15 protein-coding genes are annotated in these 23001 nt (G+C 36.9%); 14 read left to right on the forward strand and 1 reads right to left on the reverse strand.

Features of this window, described 5'->3' with window-relative positions:
* Window position 1 precedes the first annotated feature (1 nt).
* The 10 genes from ELS83_RS18810 (at window position 2) to ELS83_RS18855 (ending at window position 17307) form a co-directional block, all read left to right on the forward strand.
* Window positions 2-1465, forward strand: a complete 1464-nt coding sequence (locus ELS83_RS18810; protein WP_171597087.1) for a glycoside hydrolase family 10-like protein — start codon at window positions 2-4, stop codon at window positions 1463-1465.
* 150 nt (window positions 1466-1615) lie between these two features.
* On the forward strand, window positions 1616-2791 hold the full coding sequence (locus ELS83_RS18815; RefSeq protein ID WP_171597088.1) for a C40 family peptidase: 1176 nt from the start codon (window positions 1616-1618) through the stop codon (window positions 2789-2791).
* Between the two features lie 13 nt (window positions 2792-2804).
* Window positions 2805-3947 (forward strand): dipeptide epimerase, encoded by a 1143-nt coding sequence (locus tag ELS83_RS18820; protein WP_171597089.1) that lies wholly within the window; start codon window positions 2805-2807, stop codon window positions 3945-3947.
* Window positions 3948-3981: 34 nt separating this feature from the next.
* Window positions 3982-7011, forward strand: a complete 3030-nt coding sequence (locus ELS83_RS18825; RefSeq protein ID WP_171597090.1) for a SusC/RagA family TonB-linked outer membrane protein — start codon at window positions 3982-3984, stop codon at window positions 7009-7011.
* 19 nt (window positions 7012-7030) lie between these two features.
* Entirely contained in the window at window positions 7031-8569 is a 1539-nt protein-coding gene (locus tag ELS83_RS18830) for a RagB/SusD family nutrient uptake outer membrane protein (protein ID WP_171597091.1), read from the forward strand.
* A 244-nt stretch (window positions 8570-8813) separates the two neighbouring features.
* Window positions 8814-10001, forward strand: a complete 1188-nt coding sequence (locus ELS83_RS18835) for a metallophosphoesterase (protein WP_171597092.1) — start codon at window positions 8814-8816, stop codon at window positions 9999-10001.
* A gap of 17 nt (window positions 10002-10018) precedes the next feature.
* Window positions 10019-11113, forward strand: coding sequence for a hypothetical protein (locus ELS83_RS18840; RefSeq protein ID WP_171597093.1), 1095 nt, complete (start codon window positions 10019-10021; stop codon window positions 11111-11113).
* Between the two features lie 254 nt (window positions 11114-11367).
* Window positions 11368-13557, forward strand: a complete 2190-nt coding sequence (locus tag ELS83_RS18845; protein ID WP_171597094.1) for a glutamine synthetase III family protein — start codon at window positions 11368-11370, stop codon at window positions 13555-13557.
* Window positions 13558-13680: 123 nt separating this feature from the next.
* Window positions 13681-16038: a PorE family type IX secretion system protein gene (gene porE, locus ELS83_RS18850; protein ID WP_171597095.1), complete on the forward strand. Its 2358-nt coding sequence runs from the start codon at window positions 13681-13683 to the stop codon at window positions 16036-16038.
* A gap of 99 nt (window positions 16039-16137) precedes the next feature.
* Window positions 16138-17307, forward strand: a complete 1170-nt coding sequence (locus ELS83_RS18855; protein ID WP_171597096.1) for an AIR synthase related protein — start codon at window positions 16138-16140, stop codon at window positions 17305-17307.
* A gap of 52 nt (window positions 17308-17359) precedes the next feature.
* Here the strand turns inward: ELS83_RS18855 and ELS83_RS18860 are convergent, their stop codons facing one another.
* Window positions 17360-17686, reverse strand: coding sequence for a hypothetical protein (locus tag ELS83_RS18860; RefSeq protein WP_171597097.1), 327 nt, complete (start codon window positions 17684-17686; stop codon window positions 17360-17362).
* Window positions 17687-18103: 417 nt separating this feature from the next.
* On the opposite strand from ELS83_RS18860, the gene prfA reads away from it, so the two are divergent.
* From prfA to ELS83_RS18880, 4 genes are all read left to right on the forward strand, one after another.
* Entirely contained in the window at window positions 18104-19189 is a 1086-nt protein-coding gene (gene prfA / locus ELS83_RS18865; protein ID WP_171597098.1) for a peptide chain release factor 1, read from the forward strand.
* Window positions 19190-19252: 63 nt separating this feature from the next.
* On the forward strand, window positions 19253-20080 hold the full coding sequence (gene pyrF / locus ELS83_RS18870; protein WP_171597099.1) for an orotidine-5'-phosphate decarboxylase: 828 nt from the start codon (window positions 19253-19255) through the stop codon (window positions 20078-20080).
* Between the two features lie 108 nt (window positions 20081-20188).
* A complete protein-coding gene (locus tag ELS83_RS18875) occupies window positions 20189-21478 on the forward strand; it encodes a DUF2851 family protein (protein WP_171597100.1) in 1290 nt (429 codons plus the stop codon).
* Between the two features lie 64 nt (window positions 21479-21542).
* Window positions 21543-22577 carry a potassium channel family protein gene (locus ELS83_RS18880; RefSeq protein WP_171597101.1) on the forward strand — a complete coding sequence of 345 codons (1035 nt, stop codon included), beginning with the start codon at window positions 21543-21545 and terminating at the stop codon, window positions 22575-22577.
* Window positions 22578-23001: the final 424 nt, after the last annotated feature.

The following is a 23001-nucleotide window of genomic DNA, read 5'->3' on the forward strand; positions in this document are numbered from 1 at the left end:
TATGAAAAGAATAGTATTAGTAAGCATATTACTCATCATGGCAGTTGGGGTATTTGCGGAAAAGAAATCGCCCAAAAGGGAAATGCGTGCGGTTTGGATTGCAACGGTTGATAATATCGACTGGCCATCAAAACCGGGTTTAAGTGTTGAGGAGCAAAAGAAGGAGTTGATTACGCATTTGGATCAGCACAAAAAAAATGGAATGAATACGGTAATTTTCCAGGTTCGTCCTGCTACCGATGCATTCTACAAATCGGCTTACGAGCCTTGGTCGCAGTGGTTAACAGGTGAACAGGGCAAAGCTCCTGATCCAATCTACGATCCATTGCAATTTGCAGTTGAAGAGTGCCACAAAAGAGCCATGGAACTGCATGCATGGATGAATCCTTACCGAGCTGTGTTTTTGTACAAGAATGCCAAGACCGATCCCAATCATATTAGCAATACAAGACCAGAATTATTTCTGACCTACGGAAAGCACAAATATTTTAATCCCGGATTGCCGGAAACAAGAGATTATGTGTCGAAAATTGTAGGGGATGTTGTGCGCAGGTACGATATTGATGCCATCCATTTCGACGATTATTTCTATCCATATAAAATAGAGGGTGAAGCTTTCCCCGATTCTGAAAGCTTTGAGAAACATGGGGGAAAGTTTTATCCAAATCAGGTTGACGATTGGAGAAGGGAAAATGTAAACCTGGTGATCAAGCAAATTAATGATACCATAAAATCGATTAAGCCCTGGATGCCTTTCGGGATTTCACCATTCGGAGTGTGGAGAAATAAGAGTATGGACAAAAAAGGATCCAGAACTCAGGCCGGTCAAACCAATTACGACGATTTGTATGCTGATGTTTTATTGTGGTTGAAGAAAGATTGGATTGATTATGTAGCTCCACAAATTTATTGGCACAGGGGTAAAAAAGTAGCCAACTATAAAGTTATTGCAAAGTGGTGGAACAAGAATTCCTATGGTAAACCATGTTACATTGGACAAGGTGCCTACCGATTGAATCCCGAATCGAGCATTAAAGCATGGCATAGTGCCGATGAAATTGTTCAGCAAATTAAACTAAACCGTAGGTTAAAAGCTGTTGATGGAAGCATGTTCTTTTCTGCGAAAAATTTTGTTGAGAACAGGCTTGGGATTAACGAAGCACTTTCACTAGAAGTGTATAAAGTTCCGGCTTTGCACATTCAGAATGCGCTATTTAAAGGAATGGTTCCTGCCAGTCCTGAATTAAAAAAGAAAGGTTCCAAACTTGAATGGACAAAGCAGGAAGCTGCTACTTACTATGTAGTCTATAAAAAAGAGAAAAAATCACACAAGAAAGTATTTTGTATTACAAGTTTCTGTGAATTGGATCTAAATGCGAAAGAAAATGGTGGTGAATATTCTGTGGCTGCAGTAAACAGAGGTCATGTAGAGAGTGTGGAAAGTAACAGGATAAAGATAAAGTAGTTGCTTTTCTGGAATTAGATTATTTAAAGATGTTTACTTGTATTACAAATATGTGTTTTTAAACATGTGTGTGTTACCCAATAAATTAACTGATCTGTTTTAAATTTGGGATCATGTAACATGTAATACCAATTAGAGAAGAGAATAAAAATGAAATATACTTATTATATACTGTTGATTTTTATTGCATTTGCTTGTAGCAATGATAAGAATGTATTGCAGAAAGCAGAGCAGATATCACAGAAAGTGGGTAATGATTTTGCGCCAGATAGTAGAGAGGCAATTTATACTACAAATTTTACTGTAGCTACTAATGGTAATCTGGTGGTTAGTGGAGAAACATCTTTGCCGAAAGCTAAGTTAGCGTTGTTTTCAAATTTGGAAGGATTAAAAATTCATTTGGTAGATAGTTTGGTTGTACTTCCAGCAAAAAAAATGGGTGATAAGGTTTGGGGATTGATAAATTTAAGTGTTGTAAACCTTAGGTCTCATCCAAAGCATTCGGCAGAGCTTGTTTCGCAAGCTATCATGGGAACTCCAGTTAAAGTTTTAAATCAAAAAGGATCCTGGTACCAGGTGCAAACGCCAGACAAATACATTGCCTGGGTCGATCAGGCAGCAGTAAATCTTCGCAACAAGACCGAAATGGATCTTTGGAGAAATTCAAAACGTATTGTTTTTCTTCCGGATTTTAAGATTGCCAGGGGCGAAGATGGAAAACAAACTGTTACCGATTTGGTGGCAGGATCGATTTTACAAGTCGAGAAGGAAGAGAAAACTTTTTATAAGCTGATATTACCTGATTTGAGAAAGGTTAAAGTGGAGAAATCTTTTTGTAAGGATTTTGACCTGTGGAAATCGACTCAAATTGAAGATGCTGCAATTTTAACCGCTACCGCAAGAGAGTTTATGGGACGACCATATTTATGGGGCGGAACATCATCAAAGGGTGTTGATTGTAGTGGTTTTGTGAAGTCGGTTTATTTTATGAATGGAATTATACTAGCGCGTGATGCTTCATTGCAGTTTCTTCATGGAGACACCATTTCTCCTGAACAAGGGTTTACTAAGTTAGTAGAAGGAGATTTGGTGTTTTTCGGAAGAAAAGCAAGTGAAAACAAAACTCAGAAAGTAACACACGTTGGAATGTATATAAAGGATGGCGAGTTTATTCATTCTTCAGGTCGGGTAAAACTAAATAGTTTCGACCCAAAAGCAGAAAACTATAGCGATTACAGAACTGTAAGTTGGTTAGGTGGCCGCAGAGTACTAACCCGTATTGGGGAAGAAGGAATGATTAAAGTTTCTGAACATCCTTGGTATTAAGATTTAAGTAAGAATGACAATAGATAGAAGAAAATTCCTGGGGAATAGTGGTTTGTTGGCGGGAGCAGCTTGTTTGCTTCCTCTGATTAGTGGTTGTGAAGGCCAAAAAGGAAAACCGGAATCAACCTATACCGGATCTGGTCTAAAATTGAGTTTCGAACCTTACGATCTGCAATTAAAGCATGTCTTTACAATTGCATCTTTTTCGAGAACCACTACACCGGTAATGTTGGTGAAGATTGAGTGGGGAGGATTTGTTGGTTATGGAGAAGCTTCCATGCCGCCATACCTTGGCGAGTCTCATAAAACGGCTGCTAAATTTTTAAGTTCCCTGAAATTGGATCAGTTTACCGACCCTTTTAGATTGAACGAAATTTTGTCATATGTAGATGGTGTTGCCGAAGGAAATTGTGCGGCCAAAGCATCGGTTGATATTGCTTTACACGATTTGATTGGAAAGATTGTGGAGAAGCCTTGGTACCAGATATGGGGATACAACCAGGAAGATACACCGGTAACCACTTTTACAATTGGAATTGATAAGCCAGAAGTTGTAAAGGAAAAGGTGATTGAAGCATCGCCTTATAAAATGTTGAAGGTGAAAATTGGTCGTGGAAGCGATGAAGAAATGATCAATACCATTAGAAAGGTTACTGATATTCCTTTGTGTGTAGATGTAAACCAGGGGTGGAAGGACAAGCAGGAAGCACTGGATAAAATTCACTGGTTAAAAGAACAGGGAGTTGTGTTTGTTGAGCAACCGATGGACAAGTACGATTTAGATACAATGGCCTGGTTAACTCAGCATAGTCCGCTACCAACAATTGCCGATGAAGGAATTCAACGACTAGCTGATGTTCCGAAGCTAAAGGGAGCATATTCAGGAATCAATATCAAACTAATGAAATGTACTGGTTTGCGCGAAGCACATAAAATGCTGAATGTTGCCAGGGCTTTAGATATGAAAGTCATGATTGGCTGTATGACAGAAACTTCTTGTGGAGTGAGTGCAGCTTCTCAATTATCGCCTATGGTCGATTGGGCCGATTTGGATGGAAACTTGTTAATTTCTAACGATCCATATAAAGGAGTAACAGTTCAGGATGGTAAGGTATTGCTCCCAAGTCGTCCTGGAATAGGAATAATTAAATTGTAACTAAAGATAAATTTGCTAATCTAAATTTAACACTATGAGAAAAATTGCATGCTTAGCGTTAATTATGCTACTTGGCTGGCAAGTATCCTGGGCACAGGATGCGTTGGTTAAAGGTGTAGTTACCGGTGCAGAAGACGGGCTTACTATCCCGGGTGTTTCGGTTGTAGAAAAAGGTACAACCAACGGAACAACTACTGATTTTGATGGTAAGTATCAAATCAATGTTGGAACTGATGCGGTATTGGTATTCAGTTATATTGGAATGAAAACGTTTGAGGTAGCAGTAGGTACCCAAACTGAAATTAATGTAAAACTAGAAGCCGACAATGTAGCAATGGATGAAGTTGTAGTTGTAGGTTATGGTGTTCAGAAAAAGAGTGATGTAACTGGTGCAGTTGCTTCTGTTGATTTTGAAGATTTGGAGTCACAACCAATTAACTCTGTAAATGATGCAATCAAAGGTAGAATTGCAGGGGTTCAGGTGATGTCGAACAGTGGATCTCCAGGGGGATCAATTTCTATTCGTGTTCGCGGTATTGGTTCGGTTAATAATTCAGACCCTTTGTATGTAGTTGATGGTGTGCCCACATCAGATATTAACTTTTTAAATCCTAACGATATTGCATCTGTTGAGGTGTTGAAAGATGCTTCTTCATCTGCAATTTATGGATCCAGAGGTGCGAATGGAGTAGTTCTTGTTACTACTAAAAGTGGAAAAACAAATACATCTCCAAGAGTCGAAGTTGATGCTTATTATGGCGTTAAGGAGGTATTGAACAATTGGGAAACTACATCGGGTTCAGAATGGTATGCTATTCAGGAAGAAATGAATAAAACCAGAACATCACCTATTGATTTATCGCAGGTTGACCCTGCCGTAAATACGGATTGGTTTGATGAAATTACTCGCTCCGCAACCGTTCAGGATTATAATGTAAGCGTTTCAGGAGGTAGTGATAAGCTAACATATATTATGGGTGCTGGGTTCTATGATGAAGAAGGGACAGTTTATGGTTCCGACTATGAAAGAATCAATGCACGTTTAAAAACAGATTATCAGGCAAAGGATTATTTAAAGATAGGAACCAATATAAATATTCAAAGTAATAAACGTCATTCAATTACGGAAGGAAGTTATCATACTGGTACCATAAATACTGCGATCAAATTAGAGCCAGTTGTTCCTGTTTGGAAAAATGAAGCAGAAGGAATATATGATTATTCAAAGTTTACAGATTACCCAAATCCGGTTGCTCAAATTGAATATGATAATTATAGAACTGAACAGTTTAGATTGTTAGGTAATGTATATGCTGAGCTTGAAATTATTAAAGATTTAAAATTTAAAACAAGCTATGGTTTAAATAGAACCGTTACTGATACTTATAACTTTACGCCAATTTATTACGTGAATAATAATCAGCGTAATGATATTAATAATGTGTACAGAGGATATAGTAAATCAGTATATCAAACCTGGGAAAATACATTATCATATCATAAAACCATTGAGAAGCATGATATTGTAGCACTTGCTGGTTTTACCAAAGAAAAGAGCCGTTCTGAATGGATGTCGGGAAGTAAGAATAATATCCCAAATGAAGATGAAGCTCTTTGGTATTTAGATTCAGGTGCTGATGGTGATCTGGCTTCAGGTTCTGCTTCAGAATATACCCTAATGTCTTATTTAGGTCGTGTAAATTATGCATATGATAATAAATATCTGTTGACTGCAAGTTTCCGTGCAGATGGTTCTTCAAGATTTTCAGATGGCAATCGTTGGGGATATTTCCCATCGGTAGCAGTAGGATGGAAAATGTCAGAAGAAGATTTCCTAAAAGATATTGAATGGTTGTCCATATTGAAACTTCGTGGTGGTTGGGGACAAATTGGTAACCAAAATATTGGTACATACCCATATCAAACTACCATGGATGGAAATTCACAGTATCGATATATTTTTGGAGTAAACGAGGATGTTTATCAGGGTTATGTGGTGAATGCCATGAAAGATGAAAATATTCAATGGGAAACTGTTGAGTCTTTGAATATTGGTTTTGATGCTGCTTTGTTTGATGCTAGGTTGGAAGTTTCATTTGACTGGTTTGATAAAGACACAAAAGATATGTTATTAAGTATTCCAATTCCTTATTATTATGGATACGAAAGTGGTCCTACAGTAAATGTTGGGGAAGCGAATAATAAAGGTGTTGAAATGTCTTTTAACTGGAGAGATCAAATAGGATCTGATTTTAGCTATAGCATTGGTTTGAATGTATCAACCTATAAAAATGAAATGGTTAGCCTTGGATCAGGAGAGCCAATTACAGGTGGATCATATTATTTGGGTAGCGCAACACGCACCGAAGAAGGAGAAGCGATTGGTTACTTCTATGGTTATAAAACAGATGGAGTTTTTCAAAATCAGGCAGAAATTGATGCTCATGCTATTCAACAAGGTGGTGATAACTCAGGATTGCAACCTGGAGATATGAAATTTGTTGATGTAAATGGCGATGGTACAATTAATGGTGATGATAGAACTAAAATTGGCGATCCAAATCCTGATTTTACATATGGGATAAACCTTGGGGCTCAATATAAGAATTGGGAAGTCAGCGCATTCTTCCAAGGATCAAAAGGAAACGATGTATTTAACGCCATGAAAACACATTTGTACAAGTTTGATGAAACGAATAAACATAAAGATATGTTAAATTCGTGGACGCCAACGAATACCAATACAAATATGCCAAGATTATCTGGTTATGATGTAAATGATACCAATCGTACTTCTGATAGATTTGTTGAAGATGGTTCATACATGCGTTTGAAAAACTTAATGGTAGCATATAATTTCCCAAAACGATTGTTAGATAAAGTGAAACTTACTTCAGCTAAATTATATTTCTCGGGTCAAAACTTATGGACGATCACAGATTATTCTGGTGCGGACCCTGAAATTGGACAAGTTTCTTCTACCAATTATTTGAGTCGTGGTGTAGATATTGGTACTTATCCACAGGCTAAAACTTATGTAGTAGGTGTTAAACTAGGCTTCTAGTCTGCAAAATTTGAATAGAATGAAAGTATATATAAAATCAATAAGTAAAGTACTATTGGTATTGGCTTCGGGATTGTTGCTTACCAATTGTAGTGATGATTTTCTTGATCAGGATAAATTAGGAGAGGAAACTTCTGATGTATATTTCAACAGTCAGGAAAAAGCGGTGGCATCTTTAACTGCAGCCTACTCAGATTTGAAAGACTACCGTTTTGGCTGGTTTTTCTGGGCATTTGGTGAAACTTTAAGCGATAATGCTGTTTATAGCGGAAGCGATGGTGATAACGCAGGTTTTGAACCATTAAAAACTTTTAATGGAACGGCTGACGCTTTCCAGGTTCGACTTAAGTGGCAATTGTGTTATAGAGGGATAAATAAGTCAAGTCAGACAATTGAAGGAACTGAAGCGATGGATGATGAATTGTTCGAATCAGGAATGAAGGCGAGAATTATTGCTGAAGCGAAGGTTTTGAGAGCTTTTTATCATTTCGAATTGGTTAGAGCTTATGGTAGAATCCCTGTATTAGATCACCTAATTAGAACAGCCGATGAGAAAATTGGTCAGTCAGAAATTGACGATGTTTATACATTTATTATTTCTGAACTTGAAGCTGCAGAACCTAATCTTCCTGTAAAAAGTTCTTATGCTGCAAGTGATCTGGGTAGAATCACTAAAGGATTTGCACAAGGATTGTTGGCTAAGGTTAATCTATATGCTGAGAATTATGATGCCGCAAAAACTTGGGCTAAAAAAGTAATGGATTCAAATGAATATGAATTAGATCCTGATTTTGCTCATATATTCTCATTTGATGGAGAAAATGGTATTGAATCTGTTTTTGAAATTGACTTTATTGAATCTGATACTGAAACATCAGCATTTAGAAATAATGGAAACTTTCAGACTTTGTTTCAATTACCAAGAAATATCACATATGGTTATGGTATTAATCAGCCAACTCAAGAATTAGCTGATGCTTTTGATGCGGCAGGTGATATAATAAGAAAAGAAGCAACTCTATTAACAACAGATGAGGTATATGCAAATGAGATTCCGCAAGAAGTTTGGGATTGGTATAATGTGCAAACAGACATGACGGTCGCTAATGACTCATTGGATCAGTGGAAAGCTACTTTAACTTTCAACAGAACGGGTTACTATCAGGAGAAGATTTATGTTGCTCCGGAAAATCGTGCTGCTTCAATTCGAAACAATGCAAATAACACTAGAGTAATGCGTTATGCAGAAGTCTTGTTGATGTATGCTGAAGCTTGTGCCCAAACTTCTGATGATGAAAATGCAAGAGTTGCATTAAACGAAGTTCGCAGTCGCGCAGGCTTATCAGATGTAACTGCTTCGGGTTCTGCTTTAATTGATGCAATTTATGCTGAACGCCGTTTAGAATTGGCTGGTGAGAATGATCGTTACCATGACCTTGTACGTACAAATCGTGCTAACATTCTTCCTTATTGGACAGAAGCTAAAAAATACTGGCCAGTACCACAGGCCGAAATTGATAACACCACTGGCGAAATCATTCAAAACCCTGGTTATTAATCCAGGTACATTGTAGTAGTAGTGTAACAGGAGCTCGAAAGGGCTCCTGTTTTTTTATCCTTATTATTCTATAAATATTTTAGTAACTTCATGGACACATATCTTCTGTTCGATTTCGTGCGTTAATTTGTAATGCTTTCGAACAATTTTGTTTTTCCAAATGCTTGCCGAATTTTGGTTTAGTTTTTGATTTAAAGAAAACTATACAGAATGGTCTTTTGTTTGATATATAAAAATCGATTGTATGAATTCAGTTCAACATTTTAAATACTTTACCTTATTAGTTTGTATTTGTACGCTTTTTCCGAGCTTTGGGCAGAAGAAAAAGTTAAGTTCAGGTGCATTCTCTAAATATGATAAGGTATTTAGAGGAAATGTTGATGATATTAATTTACCTGACTATTTAGATGGGCCTCATTTCTCATGGATCGATTCAAAGGAAGTAAGAATGTGGTATATCGAGCACTTGCACGAAGGAAATACAATCAGTATAAAAGAAAAAAGGGTAAAGGTAAAAAGCGATTCCGTTTTGGTGAAAGGACTAAAAGGGGATAAGAATAGATATTGGCTTCGAAAAGGAGATTATCCGATTCAGAAGGCTGAGTTTTCGGGAGTAGATAAAATACTGGTGGTTGGGGATGTTCATGGAGAGTATGATTCACTGGTGAAACTCCTAAAATCGGCTCAAGTGATCGATGAAGATTTGAATTGGTGTTGGGATGATGGTCATTTGGTATTTATTGGAGATATTTTCGATAGGGGAGATAAAGTAACTGAAAGTCTTTACCTGGTAAAAAAATTACAACGCCAGGCGAAAGAAAATAAGGGTAGGGTGCACCTCTTGTTGGGGAATCATGAAATCATGGTTTTGATGAACGATGCAAGGTATATTGCACCAAAGTATAAGAAAATGAGTAAGCGATTGATGATTAATTACTCACGTTTCTTTAAAGAAGATACAGAATTGGGCAAATGGCTCAGATCGCTCAACTCTGCTGTTAAATTAAACGACCTACTTTTTGTTCATGCGGGAATTTCGCCGGAAATGATCGAAAAAGATATGTCATTAAATCAGATTAATGAGGAGATAAGAATGAGCCTGAAGCCAGATCATGGTAAAACGCAGGCTGAATTAATGAAAGATATATACTTCCCTGGTAACCCGCTTTGGTATCGTGGATACCTTATGAAAACAAGGAACTATTCTATTATTACAGATGAAGAACTTGATAAGGTTTTAAGCTATTATGATGTAAAAAGAATATTTTTTGGACATACCGAGGTGGAAGCTATCAGGTTTTTGAAGAATGGGAAATTGGTTGCTGTAAATGTTCCTATGGGATACGATGAAATAAAACCACAAGTGTTGATGATTAAGGATGGTCAATACTATCGCACCTTCAAGGATGGTACAAAAGAATTAATGAAATAAACATTGCTGTAAAGAAAATGAAGTACGGAATAGTAAAAAACAGTTTAGTGAACAGAGTATTGTGGTTATTCTTTTGGATATGCATAGGAAATGGAGTATTGGCAAATCCGCTTACAGCAAAAGAACGAGATAGCCTTCTAAATTTGCCATTGTTTAAAAATGAACACCTTCTTAAAATCGAACTTAAAACCGATTTGACAACTCTTATAAATGATATAGCTGAAAAAAGAGACTATCACGAAAGTGATTTGCTTGTATTAAATGAGGGCGCTGAGCAGGTTCAATTAAGTGTGAAGGTGAAAACAAGAGGAAACTTTCGCCGCAGAAAACAAAACTGTAATTTTCCACCTTTGCGATTTAAAATTCCTGCCAGGGAAGCAAAAGGAACCGAGTTCGAAGGTCAATCTAAATTGAAATATGTAAGCCACTGTCAATCTTTTATTGAAGATTACGAACAGCATACAATCGAGGAATATCTCATTTACAAAATGTATAACCTGGTCTCAGATCATAGTTACCGTGCACGCTTGGCTCAGGTTTCTTTTATTGATACAAACACCTCTGATACCATTAAGAAATTTGGCTTTTTTCTCGAAGATAAAGATGATGTTGCTTTAAGGAATGGAAAACAAATTCTAAACTACAAGAACATGAAGCAATACGAAATTCTGAGAGAAAATATGGTGATGCTCTCATTGTTTCAATTGATGATTGGAAATGCAGATTGGGATGTTGGAAGGCTGCATAATATCGATATCATGTCGGTGAGCGACCATAGTATTCCTGTTGTGGTTCCATACGATTTCGACTGGTCTGGTATCATTAATCATTCATACTTTACGCTTTCTCCAAAAATTGCACCCGATGCCAAATACAAAAGATTGTATAAAGGGATGCGATGGAGTCAGGAAGAATTACAACAGGCTTTTGCAAATTTTAATGAGCTAAAACCGACATTTTTGGAGCTTTTAAATGGATGTGAATACCTAAAAGAAACCAATCGATATAAGCTCCTGGGTTATATCGAAGAGTTTTACCATTTAATTAACACAAGAAAGGATGTGAAAGAGGTAATCGAGAAAAAAGCACCAAAAATTCCTAAGACTCGATAAAAATTGTAGTTTTTTTAGAAAAAACTTAAAAATATTAGCGCAATCGATAAAAAACTGGGGTTCTTGCCAGGTTTTTATCGATTTTTTTTATCAATAACCCCTTAAATGAGAGGAGTGGTTTTGCAGAAAGTAAAATTTTTCTCATTTTTGTACTATATCAAAATGGGGGTATTGAGTGAAAAACAACTAAATTTTACTGAATACCCCTATCAAAATAAAGACAATATTAACTATTAACTAAAATTTTTAAGTTTATGGCCACCATTAGATTTCAAGCGTTGAGTGAATTGCTGTCGAGACAGCCGAAGTCGGTGTCGTTGCCTTCTAATAAGGTGACAGACTATTATGCCGATTTAGTTTTTAATGTAGAATCCATGCGAAAGTATCTTTCAAAAGATGCTTTTAAAGCAGTTATGACTGCGAATCAAAAAGGAGGATCGATCGACCGAAAAATGTCGGACGGTATCGCTTTGGGAATGAAATCCTGGGCGATTGAAAAAGGTGCAACTCACTATACTCACTGGTTTCAACCTTTAACAGATGGTACTGCAGAAAAACACGATGGTTTTATCGACTATGGTGATGGTGGTAATATGATTGAAAATTTTTCAGGTAAATTATTGGCTCAGCAAGAACCTGATGCATCATCTTTCCCTTCGGGAGGTATTCGTCAGACTTTTGAAGCTCGTGGATATACAGCCTGGGATGTTTCTTCACCTGCTTTTATAATTGGAACAACACTTTGTATTCCAACCGTGTTTATTTCGTACACAGGAGAAGCACTTGACTATAAAACTCCTCTTTTAAAAGCATTAAATGCAGTGGATGAAGCTGCGGTTGAAGTTTGTCAGTTTTTCGATAAAAATGTAACCAAGGTAAATGCAAATTTAGGTTGGGAGCAGGAATACTTCCTAATCGATGAGGCATTGTACCAGGCTCGCCCAGATCTGGCACTTACAGGTCGTACCTTAATGGGACACTCTTCTTCTAAAGATCAGCAGTTGGATGATCACTACTTTGGTTCTATTCCAGAGCGTGTTTCTAAATTTATGATCGACTTGGAATTGGAATGTCATAAATTGGGTGTTCCGGTTAAGACTCGTCACAACGAGGTGGCTCCTTCTCAGTTCGAGTTGGCTCCAATTTTCGAAGAGGCTAACCTGGCGAATGATCACAACCAGTTGGTGATGGATGTGATGAAGAGAGTTGCTCGTAGACATAAATTCCGTGTTCTTTTCCACGAAAAGCCTTATGCAGGTGTTAACGGATCAGGTAAACACAATAACTGGTCATTAAGTACCGATACAGGAGTTGTGCTAATGGCTCCAGGAAAAAATCCAAAAGGAAACATGCAATTCCTTACTTTCGTGGTAAATACTTTAATGGCTGTATATAAGAATCAGGATCTGCTTCGTGCATCAATTCTAACAGCCTCGAATAGTCACCGTTTGGGAGCTAATGAGGCGCCACCTTCAATTGTTTCTGTTTTCCTTGGTGATGAAGTATCAAGAATGTTAAAGAAAATTGTTGAGGAAGTTGGAGAGAAAAAAATGACTCCAGATGAAAAGACAGCCTTGAAATTGGGTATTGGTCGTATTCCTGAAATTATTTTGGACAATACCGACCGTAACCGTACCTCTCCTTTTGCTTTTACAGGAAACCGATTTGAGTTCCGTGCTGTTGGATCTTCTGCTAATAATGCAGCAGCAATGACTGCCTTAAATGCAGCAATGGCTGTTCAGTTGAAAGATTTTAAAGCGGCAGTAGACAGATTGGTAAATGAAGGAATTAAAAAAGATGAGGCCATTTTCCAGGTGCTTAAGAAAATGATTATTGAATCTGAACCAATCCGTTTTAATGGTGATGGTTACTCAGGAGCTTGGGTGATCGAAGCAAAAAAACGAGGTTTAACAAATATTACAAGTGTACCTGAATCTCTATCTAAATATCTTGACGCACCAGCTAAAAGATCTCTGATCGAAAGTGGTGTAATGACAGAGAAAGAGCTTGAAGCTCGTGTTGAGGTGGAAATGGAAAAATTCACCATGAAAATTCAAATCGAAGCTCGTGTATTGGGTGATTTAGCAATCAACCACATTGTACCAACTGCAGTTGCGTATCAAACCAAGCTTATCCAAAACGTTCAGGGATTAAGAGATATTTTCTCTGCTGATGAATTTGAAGAATTAGCTGGCGCAAGAAAAGAGTTGATTAAGGAAATTTCAGGACATATTTCTTCTATTAAAGCAAAGGTGAAAGGTATGGTTGAAGCACGTAAAGAATGTAATGTGATCGAAGATGGTCACAAAATGGCATTTGCATACGACCAAAAAGTTCGTCCTTTCCTTGAGGATATTCGTTACCATATCGATAAGCTTGAGCTTGTTGTAGATAATGAAATGTGGCCATTGCCGAAATATCGCGAATTGTTATTCAATAACTAATTCCCACAATAATATTTATAGAAAAAGGATGTTCATATATAATGGACATCCTTTTCGCTTTTGATAGGTTGCCAATAGAATAAAATATTTATTTTTATACTTTATAATCGAACATATCATCTGATGAAAATTCATTCTTTAACAGGATTACTCTGTATCATAGGCTTATTAATTTCGTGCTCTTCTCAATCATACGTAAATCGTGGAAATAAAATGTTGGAATCTGGCAGGTATTTCCATGCGCAGACTATGTATGAAAAAGCATATAAAAAGGAAAAAGATAGAGAACGAAAAGCTGAAATTGCATTTATGAATGCCAATTGTTTTGATGAGATCAATCGACCTCGAAAAGCAGCTTCGTGGTATCGGAAAGCAATTATGAACAGGGATACCTTTGTTGATGCAGTGAAAAATCTGGGATATGCCGAGTTGAAAAATTACAGACTGGAGGAGGCAGAGGAGAATTTCTGGGAGTATCTGGATTTAAAACCGGAAGCAGAACAGGATGATGATGCAGCCAAAATTTTGAAAAGAATTTCGTACTGGGAAGAATTTCCAGGAAGATATAAAGTAGAAATTTTAAAGGAATTTAGTTCTGGATCCAGCGATTTTGCTCCTATATATATGGGACAGGATACCAATGTGATCTTTTTTACATCGGATCGAAAACTGAAAGATAAACTTAGAAAAGATGGTGTTACCGGTGAGTATTACACCAACATTCTGGAATCGCATTATTCAAACGAAGTAGTTCGTAAATCAAGAAAGAAGAAGGGAAGAAAAGCCAAAACTCGTAAAGTTTTAACCGATACATACCAATGGAGCAAGCCTTCGGGAATAGGTGATACCATTAACACGGAATGGAACGAAGGAGCAGCCTGCTTTAGCTCAGAAGGAGATATTTTCTATTTTACCTCTTCTCAAAAAGTGAACAAGAACAACCAGGGAACAAAGATTTTTGCAGTGCAAAGACAAAATGGTGAATGGGGAAGAGTGGCGCTTCAGGAACTGGTTCCAGATTCTTTATCTGTTGGTCATCCCTCCATATCAGCTGATGGCTCAATTTTGTATTTTGTTTCCGATATGCCGGGAGGTTATGGAGGAAATGACATCTGGATGAGTAAGAAAAGTGGGAGTGGATGGACCGAACCTCAGAACCTTGGTAAGCCAATCAATTCAGAGAAGGACGAACTCTTTCCTCATATCCGTGACAACGGGAAACTTTATTTCGCTTCCGATCGTGATGGTGGAATGGGAGGTTTGGATATCTATATGGCAAAAAGAACTGAATCCGAAGTGTGGGAAGTTGACAATATGAGATATCCGATTAATTCAACTGCCGATGATTTTGCAATTCATTTTCAACCAAATAATGAAAAAGGGATGTTTTCTTCCTCTCGTAAAAAAGGAAATGATGATATCTATCGATTTGATTATGTGCCACTGCAGTTCACCTTTTTAGGCCAGGTTGTAGACTCAGAATCGAAAGAACCTGTTGAAAGAGCAAGTATCAACCTGGTTTCGACCGATGGTGAGCAAGTGCAGGCAAAAACTGATGATCAGGGAAACTTCCACTTTGAATTGAAACCTGATTTAGAATACATTGCTATGGTTTCGAAGGATGGTTATTTGAATGGAAAAGAGCAGGTTAGTACTGTTGGAATACAGGTGAGTAGAAATTTTAAATCGATGATTGGTTTAAAACCGATCGAAAAACCAATTGAATTGCCAAATATTTTCTACGATTTTGGAAAGTGGAGCTTGCGCGAAGAGTCGAAAGAAGCTTTGGACGGATTGGTAGAAACTTTAAACGATAATCCTAAAATTACAATAGAGCTGGGATCGCATACCGATTTTGTGGGCAGCGAAGCTACGAACAAAAGTCTTTCTCAGAAAAGAGCTCAGTCTGTAGTAGATTATTTGATAGACAATGGCATTTATTGGGATCGCCTGGTGGCCCATGGTTATGGAGAATCGCAACCAAGAGTGGTGAGTAAAGATATTTCTGAAGAATATGATTTTCTGGCAGAGGAAACAATTCTTAGTGAAAAAAATATTTGGCAACTGACCTCGGAACAGAAAGAAATTGCCAATCAATTGAATAGAAGAACAGAGTTTAAAGTTTTATCAACCAACTACGTACCAGGGCCAAATTCTAAGATAAAACCTGGCTCCTCACCAAATCAGTTGGGAAATACTTTAATCAAAGATTTAAATAAAGTGCAAGGTGTTTTTTATACTGTGCAGATAGGAGCTTTTAGCAAAAATACTGTTCCTGGTGTTATTCAAAACTTCAAGGTTGTTTTCAAAGCTCCGGTTAATGAAAAAGCCGTAAGATATACCACTGGTATATATGATTCTTACGAAGAAGCAAAAGTGGAATCACAAAAGATCAGTAAGAAAGGAATTAAAGCATTCGTAATCGCATACTATAAAGGGAAAAAGATTACCTTTGCCGAAGCTAAAAAATTGAAGGAGTAATATAACGGTAAGATTGGAAGTACTTGTGAATGTTGCCTTTGGTGAAATGAAGAACTTTTGATTTTGTTGATTTGCTTTTACATTTTATTCTAAACAACCATGAGAAAAGACGAAAGATATAATCTTAGAGGCGTATCGGCTTCGAAAGAGGATGTGCACAGTGCAATTAAAGATCTAGATAAGGGTCTGTTTCCTAATGCCTTTTGCAAGGTAGTTCCTGATTATTTAACCGGCGACGATGAATATTGCAACATCATGCACGCCGATGGTGCCGGAACCAAATCATCATTGGCTTACATGTATTGGAAAGAAACTGGCGATATTTCTGTTTGGAAAGGAATTGCCCAGGATGCATTGATTATGAATATCGATGATTTGCTTTGTGTAGGTGCAGTTGATAATATTCTATTGTCTTCTACAATTGGTAGAAACAAAAATTTAATTCCGGGAGAAGTGATTTCTGCCATTATCAATGGGACAGAAGAACTGCTGGCGGAATATGCAAAACTTGGAGTAAATATTCATTCAACCGGTGGTGAGACTGCTGATGTTGGAGATTTGGTGAGAACTATTATTGTTGATTCTACCGTTACTTGTCGTATGAAGCGCGAGGATGTAATTACCAACGAGAAAATTCAGGCAGGAGATGTAATTGTTGGTCTCTCTTCTTCGGGTAAGGCAACGTACGAAACAGAGTACAATGGTGGAATGGGATCGAATGGATTGACCTCGGCACGTCATGATGTATTCTCGAAATATTTAGCAGAAAAATATCCTGAAAGTTTTGATAATGCAGTTCCTGAAGATTTGGTTTATTCGGGAAATTGCAAATTGACAGATTCGGTTGAAGGTGTTGATATTGATGCTGGAAAATTGGTTTTGTCAGCAACAAGAACTTACGCACCGATTGTTAAAAAAATACTTGATAAATACCGCACTCAAATTCATGGAATGATTCACTGCTCGGGTGGAGCGCAAACAAAAGTGATGAATTTTGTTGATAATCTGCATGTTGTTAAAGACAATATGTTTGATGTGCCTCCATTGTTCAAGCTGATTCACCAGCAAAGTGGAACCGCATGGGACGAAATGTATAAGGTATTTAATATGGGTCATCGATATGAGTTGTATGTTCCTCAGGAAATTGCTGAAGATATTATTGCAATTTCGAAAGAATTTAATGTAGATGCGAAAATTGTTGGTAGATGCGAAGCATACGAAGGCAAGAAATTAACGATTAAAAGCGAATTTGGTGAATTCGTTTACTAATCGATAATCACGACATATAAAAAAATACCACTCAACTTGAGTGGTATTTTTTTTATTCATTTATTTCGAAGCCCCATTCCTTAATCACTTTGGGCTCGTCAGGATAAACAGCAAGAAGTAGATTCCTAATGCTGCGAATTTCACTTGAGATAAACTTTAAATCATTGTTCTTTGAGCGATCAAAAGATTGTTTTTTTGCACTTGGTTCTGATTCCAGATCTTTAAAATTTCTGATTTTTTTAGATTTTTCAACTAGGCGATCCATGTTAACAGCTCCATTCAAAAGACTCTTTTTCTTATTGCATTCGTGCCTTTTGTTAATTTTTCCTAACAATCCCAATAATTGATCTTCGTTCCGGGGTATTCTAACTTTAACCATAAGCATTAGATTAGGCGGTGATAACTAATCGAATAATAAAATTCAAAAAATTGTTGTTACAGATAAAATTAGAAGTTGCAATTTGCCCTTTTGGCAAATGTGATATCCGGTAAAACCATTCTGGTTAAAGGGTATTTGGTTTTGTAAATAGATTTACCGAATTGCTTCTTCTTCTCTATAAATAAAATTAGTTTTTGATCTTTAAAAAGTAAATAGGCAGATTAAAATTTTCTCAATTTAAATTCATGATAATTTAAGCTTGTATCAAGCCAATATTAAGATTTTGGTAAGCTTTTTGTTTCATCTGAATTTTCCTAATCTGATCTAATTTAAGTAGCTAATGAACTATAATTTCCTACTAAAGCTTCAAAGTCGTTTTATTTTTCTAATTTTGTGCAAAATTTAGAATATTGTAGCATGAGCAATAATTTGATCCTAGATAAATTAGAAGGTGTCTTCATCAGATTTAAAGAGGTTGGTCAATTGATTACCGACCCTGAGGTGATGGGAGACATGAAGCGCTTTGTAAAATTAAGCAAAGAATATAAAGAATTGGAAGCAGTAACCGAAGCTGCCAAAGAATATAAGAATGCTGTTGATACAATTGCCGAGTCGAAAGATATCATTGCAAATGAATCTGACGAAGAATTGAGAGAAATGGCGAAAATGGAATTAGAAGACTTGGAAGTGAAACTTCCGGGTATGGAGCAAAATATTAAGCTTCTACTTGTTCCTGCTGATCCTGAAGACTCTAAGAATGCAATTCTTGAAATTAGAGCAGGTACTGGTGGTGATGAGGCAAGTATTTTTGCTGGTGATTTGGCAAGAATGTATACCAAATATTGTGAGGCCAGAGGATGGAAAGTTTCGATATCGAGCTTTAGCGAAGGAACTTCGGGTGGTTACAAGGAGATTGTAATGAATGTTAACGGTGATGGTGTATATGGTGTACTGAAATACGAATCGGGTGTGCATCGTGTGCAGCGTGTTCCTCAGACAGAAACACAGGGACGTGTTCATACCAGTGCAGCATCTGTAGCAGTATTGCCAGAGGCGGAAGAGTTTGATGTAGACGTAAAGGAAAGTGATATCCGTAAAGATACTTACTGTTCTTCCGGACCTGGAGGTCAGTCGGTAAATACAACTTATTCGGCTATTCGTTTAACCCACATTCCAACCGGTATTGTCGTTACATGTCAGGATCAGAAATCGCAGTTGAAGAACCTTGCAAAAGCGATGGTTGAGCTTCGTTCACGTATTTATGCAATGGAGCATCAAAAATACCTTGACGAAATTTCATCGAAACGTAAAACTATGGTTTCAACAGGTGACCGTTCTGCTAAGATTAGAACTTACAATTATCCGCAGGGGCGTGTAACCGATCACCGTATCAATCTTACTCTATATAACTTGTCGGCAGTCATGGATGGCGATGTTCAGGAAATTATAGATAAGCTTCAAATTGAAGAAAACGCAGAACGACTTAAAGAAAGTGGTTTATAAAGATATTGGCAGTGGTGTTACCGCTGCCTTTTTTGTATTAACTAGTAAACAACCAATAGTAACATGAATTATCAGGCATTATTTGAACAAATCAAGAAAAAGAAAAGTTTCCTTTGTGTGGGTTTGGATAGCGATATTAAAAAAATTCCAGCACACTTGTTAGATTCAGAGGATCCGGTGTTCGAATTTAATAAAGCAATTGTGGATGCAACAGCCGATTATACAGTTGCCTATAAGCCAAACATTGCTTTTTATGAGTGTCGAGGTGCCCAAGGGTGGATTACTCTTGAGAAAACAGTAAATTATATCAAGGAAAAATACCCTGAAATTTTCTTGATTGCCGATGCAAAAAGAGGTGATATCGGAAATACATCAAAAATGTACGCAAGTGCATTTCTTGAAAATATGCCTTTCGATTCTATTACAGTTGCTCCTTATATGGGTGAAGATTCGGTAACTCCATTTTTAGAGTATGACAACAAATGGGTAATCCTTTTAGCCTTAACCTCTAATAAAGGTGCTTTCGATTTACAGTTTTTCCAGGAAGGAGAGCAAAAATTGTTCGAAAAAGTGCTGGAAAAATCACAAGATTGGGGAACCAAGGAAAATATGATGTATGTAGTTGGTGCTACCAAAGCAGAAATGTTGGGTGATATTAGAAAAATCGCTCCTGATCATTTCTTGTTGGTGCCTGGTGTAGGTGCACAAGGTGGTAGTTTGCAGGAAGTGGCAAAATATGGAATGAATCAATCATGTGGTTTATTAGTGAATTCATCGCGAGGAATTATTTTTGCTGACACTTCTGAAAATTTTGCAAGTGTTGCAGGACAAAAAGCCAAAGAGCTTCAATTGGAAATGGAGGATTTGTTGAAAGAAAAGTCAATTTTGTAAGAAAATCAATCTATTATAAGTAAGCGACGTTTGTATAAGCGTCGCTTTTTTATTGTCTTTTTCTATATGAATTGTTAAATTAGATGCTTTGCGATAAAATATTATTGTATGACTGAGGAATTTTTACAATTTATATGGAATCATAAGCTATTCGATAAGCAGAACTTATATTCGACAAAAGGGGATCGGATTGAAGTGCTTGATGTTGGCAAGCAAAATCGCGATGCTGGTCCAGATTTTTTCGATGCACGAATTCAAATCAATGGCGTATTGTGGGCGGGAAATGTAGAAATTCATATCAAATCTTCCTTGTGGTACCAGCACAATCATCAGCAAAATTCTTCATATGACAATGTGATTCTGCATGTAGTTTACGAAGAGGATATTGATGTGACAATAAATGAAGGCAGGAAATTACCTTGTTTGCTTTTGAAATTCGATTTAAACCTGCTGGAAAACTACAACTACCTAATGCATTCCTCAAAATGGATTCCTTGTTATGATGAAATTACCTCTGTAGAAAAATTCTTTGTTCGAAACTGGCTCGATAGAATGATATTTGAGCGACTCGAAAGAAAATCTGAAGATGTAAAGAAAGTTTTAGAGTTGAATAAGAATTCCTGGGAGGAAACATTTTACCAGGTGCTTGCCCGGTATTTTGGAATGAGAGTGAATGCAGATCCCTTTCAGCAGTTGGCGCAGGTGTTGCCTCTAAAGATTTTAGCAAAACAAAAGAATTCATTGTTTCAAATTGAAGCATTACTATTTGGCCAGGCAGGAATGTTATTCGATTCTATCGATGATGATTACTATATAAAGCTACAAAGTGAATACCAATTTTTGTCCAATAAATACAAACTCAGGCCATTACCTGCACATCGGTGGAAATGGTTACGATTAAGGCCTGGAAACTTCCCAACGATTAGGATTGCGCAATTGGCGGCATTGATCCATAACTCATCAGCCCTTTTTTCGAAGGTGTTGGCAGGTGTTGAAGTGCAGGATCTTATGAGATTATTTAATGTAGAAGTTTCAGTTTATTGGAAAACTCATTACCAGTTTGGGATAGAGTCCAAATTTCAAAACAAGAATTTGGGAAAAATGACCATTCATACTATTCTGATTAATGCAGTGGTACCATGCTTATTTTGCTATGGAGAAATAAACCGCAACGAGGATATAAAAGAAAAGGTTCTGAGCTTATTGGAAAATATCCCTTCGGAAAAGAATTCGATTATCAATCAGTGGAAGAGTTGTGGTGTAGAAGTGAAGACAGCATGGCACTCACAAGCCTTGTTGCAGCTTAAACTCAATTATTGCGATCAATCAAAATGCCTCCATTGTGAATTTGGGAATCGAATCATCCGTATGAAAAATGATTCGGCTTGCCATAAATAAATTTTCACTTCTATCGCTCATTTGAGGATATTGTTTATCTTAGTTTAATATTGATATTACCGGTATGAATAGACAAAAGCTCTGGGAAGAAAATATCCGAACCTTAAGTATTGCCATGTTTTTTCTGGTGCTGACGGTATTTGTTGGTACTGCTGGTTTTATGTATATCAATGAAGCTTACAGTATTGTCGATGCCTTATACATGACAGTGATTACCATCTCTACTGTAGGATTTCAGGAGGTTCACCCGCTTTCTCAATCGGGGAAAATTTTTACCGTATTTTTAATATTCATAAGCTTTGGGATTTTTGGTTACCTGGCTTCGGCCATAACCAGGTTCATTTTAGATGGTGTATTTCGTAGAAATTTAAAAGATTATAGGATTGTGAGGAAAATAGAAAAGTTAAGTGGTCATGTAATTGTTTGTGGTTTCGGTCGTAATGGAAAACAAGCTAGTATTGAATTAGTGGAGCATGGAGAAGACGTTGTTGTTGTAGATTCTAACGAATCGGCAATTGATAGGATTCGTACATTTTCTGATTTACTGTTTGTTCAAGGTGATGCCACCATGGAAGAGGTTCTTGATATGGCTAATATATCAGAAGCTAAAGCACTTATTACCGCCATTCCAAACGATGCAGAGAATGTGTATGTAGTATTAACTGCTCGTGAAATGAACCCTGGCCTAAAGATTATATCTAGATCATCTAATAGTCAATCAGATAGTAAGTTAAAAAGAGCTGGTGCTGATAATGTGATTATGCCAGATCGATTAGGTGGCCAACAAATGGCAAAGCTGGTTGCGCAGCCTGATGTCATCGAGTTTTTGGATAATATCCTGCTTCAGCCAATGAAAGGTGTTAATCTCGAAGAGGTTAGTTGTCAAAATCTCTCTGAGGGTTTTGTCGGGAAATCAATAAAGGATTTAAATGTGCGTAATTTATCGGGTGCAAATATTATTGGATTGAAAGATGAACAAGGAGGGTATGTGTATAATCCTTCACCTGAATTGGTGTTACAGAAAAACTATCATCTTTTTGTATTGGGGAATAAAGAACAGTTGAATAGTTTGAAAGAATTACTACTAAATGGAACTTAGTTTTATCATGTTAAAATAGCTTAGTATTCAAATCACAATATAATTGTGATTTTTTTATTGTTGTAAATCAAGCCTTTGTGATTTTTCTTCGATTTTTCTTTAAAAAATGTTTGGAAGTTTGCCTTCGTGTCTATTATATTTGCATCCACTTTCAACGGAGAGTGGATTTATAAAATGGTTGTTTAGTAGTATTTTATAGGCAGTGGTAGGGTGGTCGTAGGAATCTTTTTTATGATTGTTTACACCTACTAAGCATCCAATTTTATTTTTTTTTAATTTTTTCAAAAAAGTTTTGGATTTGTAAAAATAAAGTGTTTATCTTTGCAGCCGCTTTTGTAAGAGAGAAGATTCTTTGGAGCACTAGTATCTATGAGGCTTTCGGGAGAATCTAGCTTGAAAAAAAGTTAAAAAAACATTTGCAAGT

Origin of the sequence: Marinifilum caeruleilacunae, assembly GCF_013141825.1 — a bacterium.
Classification (GTDB): domain Bacteria; phylum Bacteroidota; class Bacteroidia; order Bacteroidales; family Marinifilaceae; genus Marinifilum; species Marinifilum caeruleilacunae.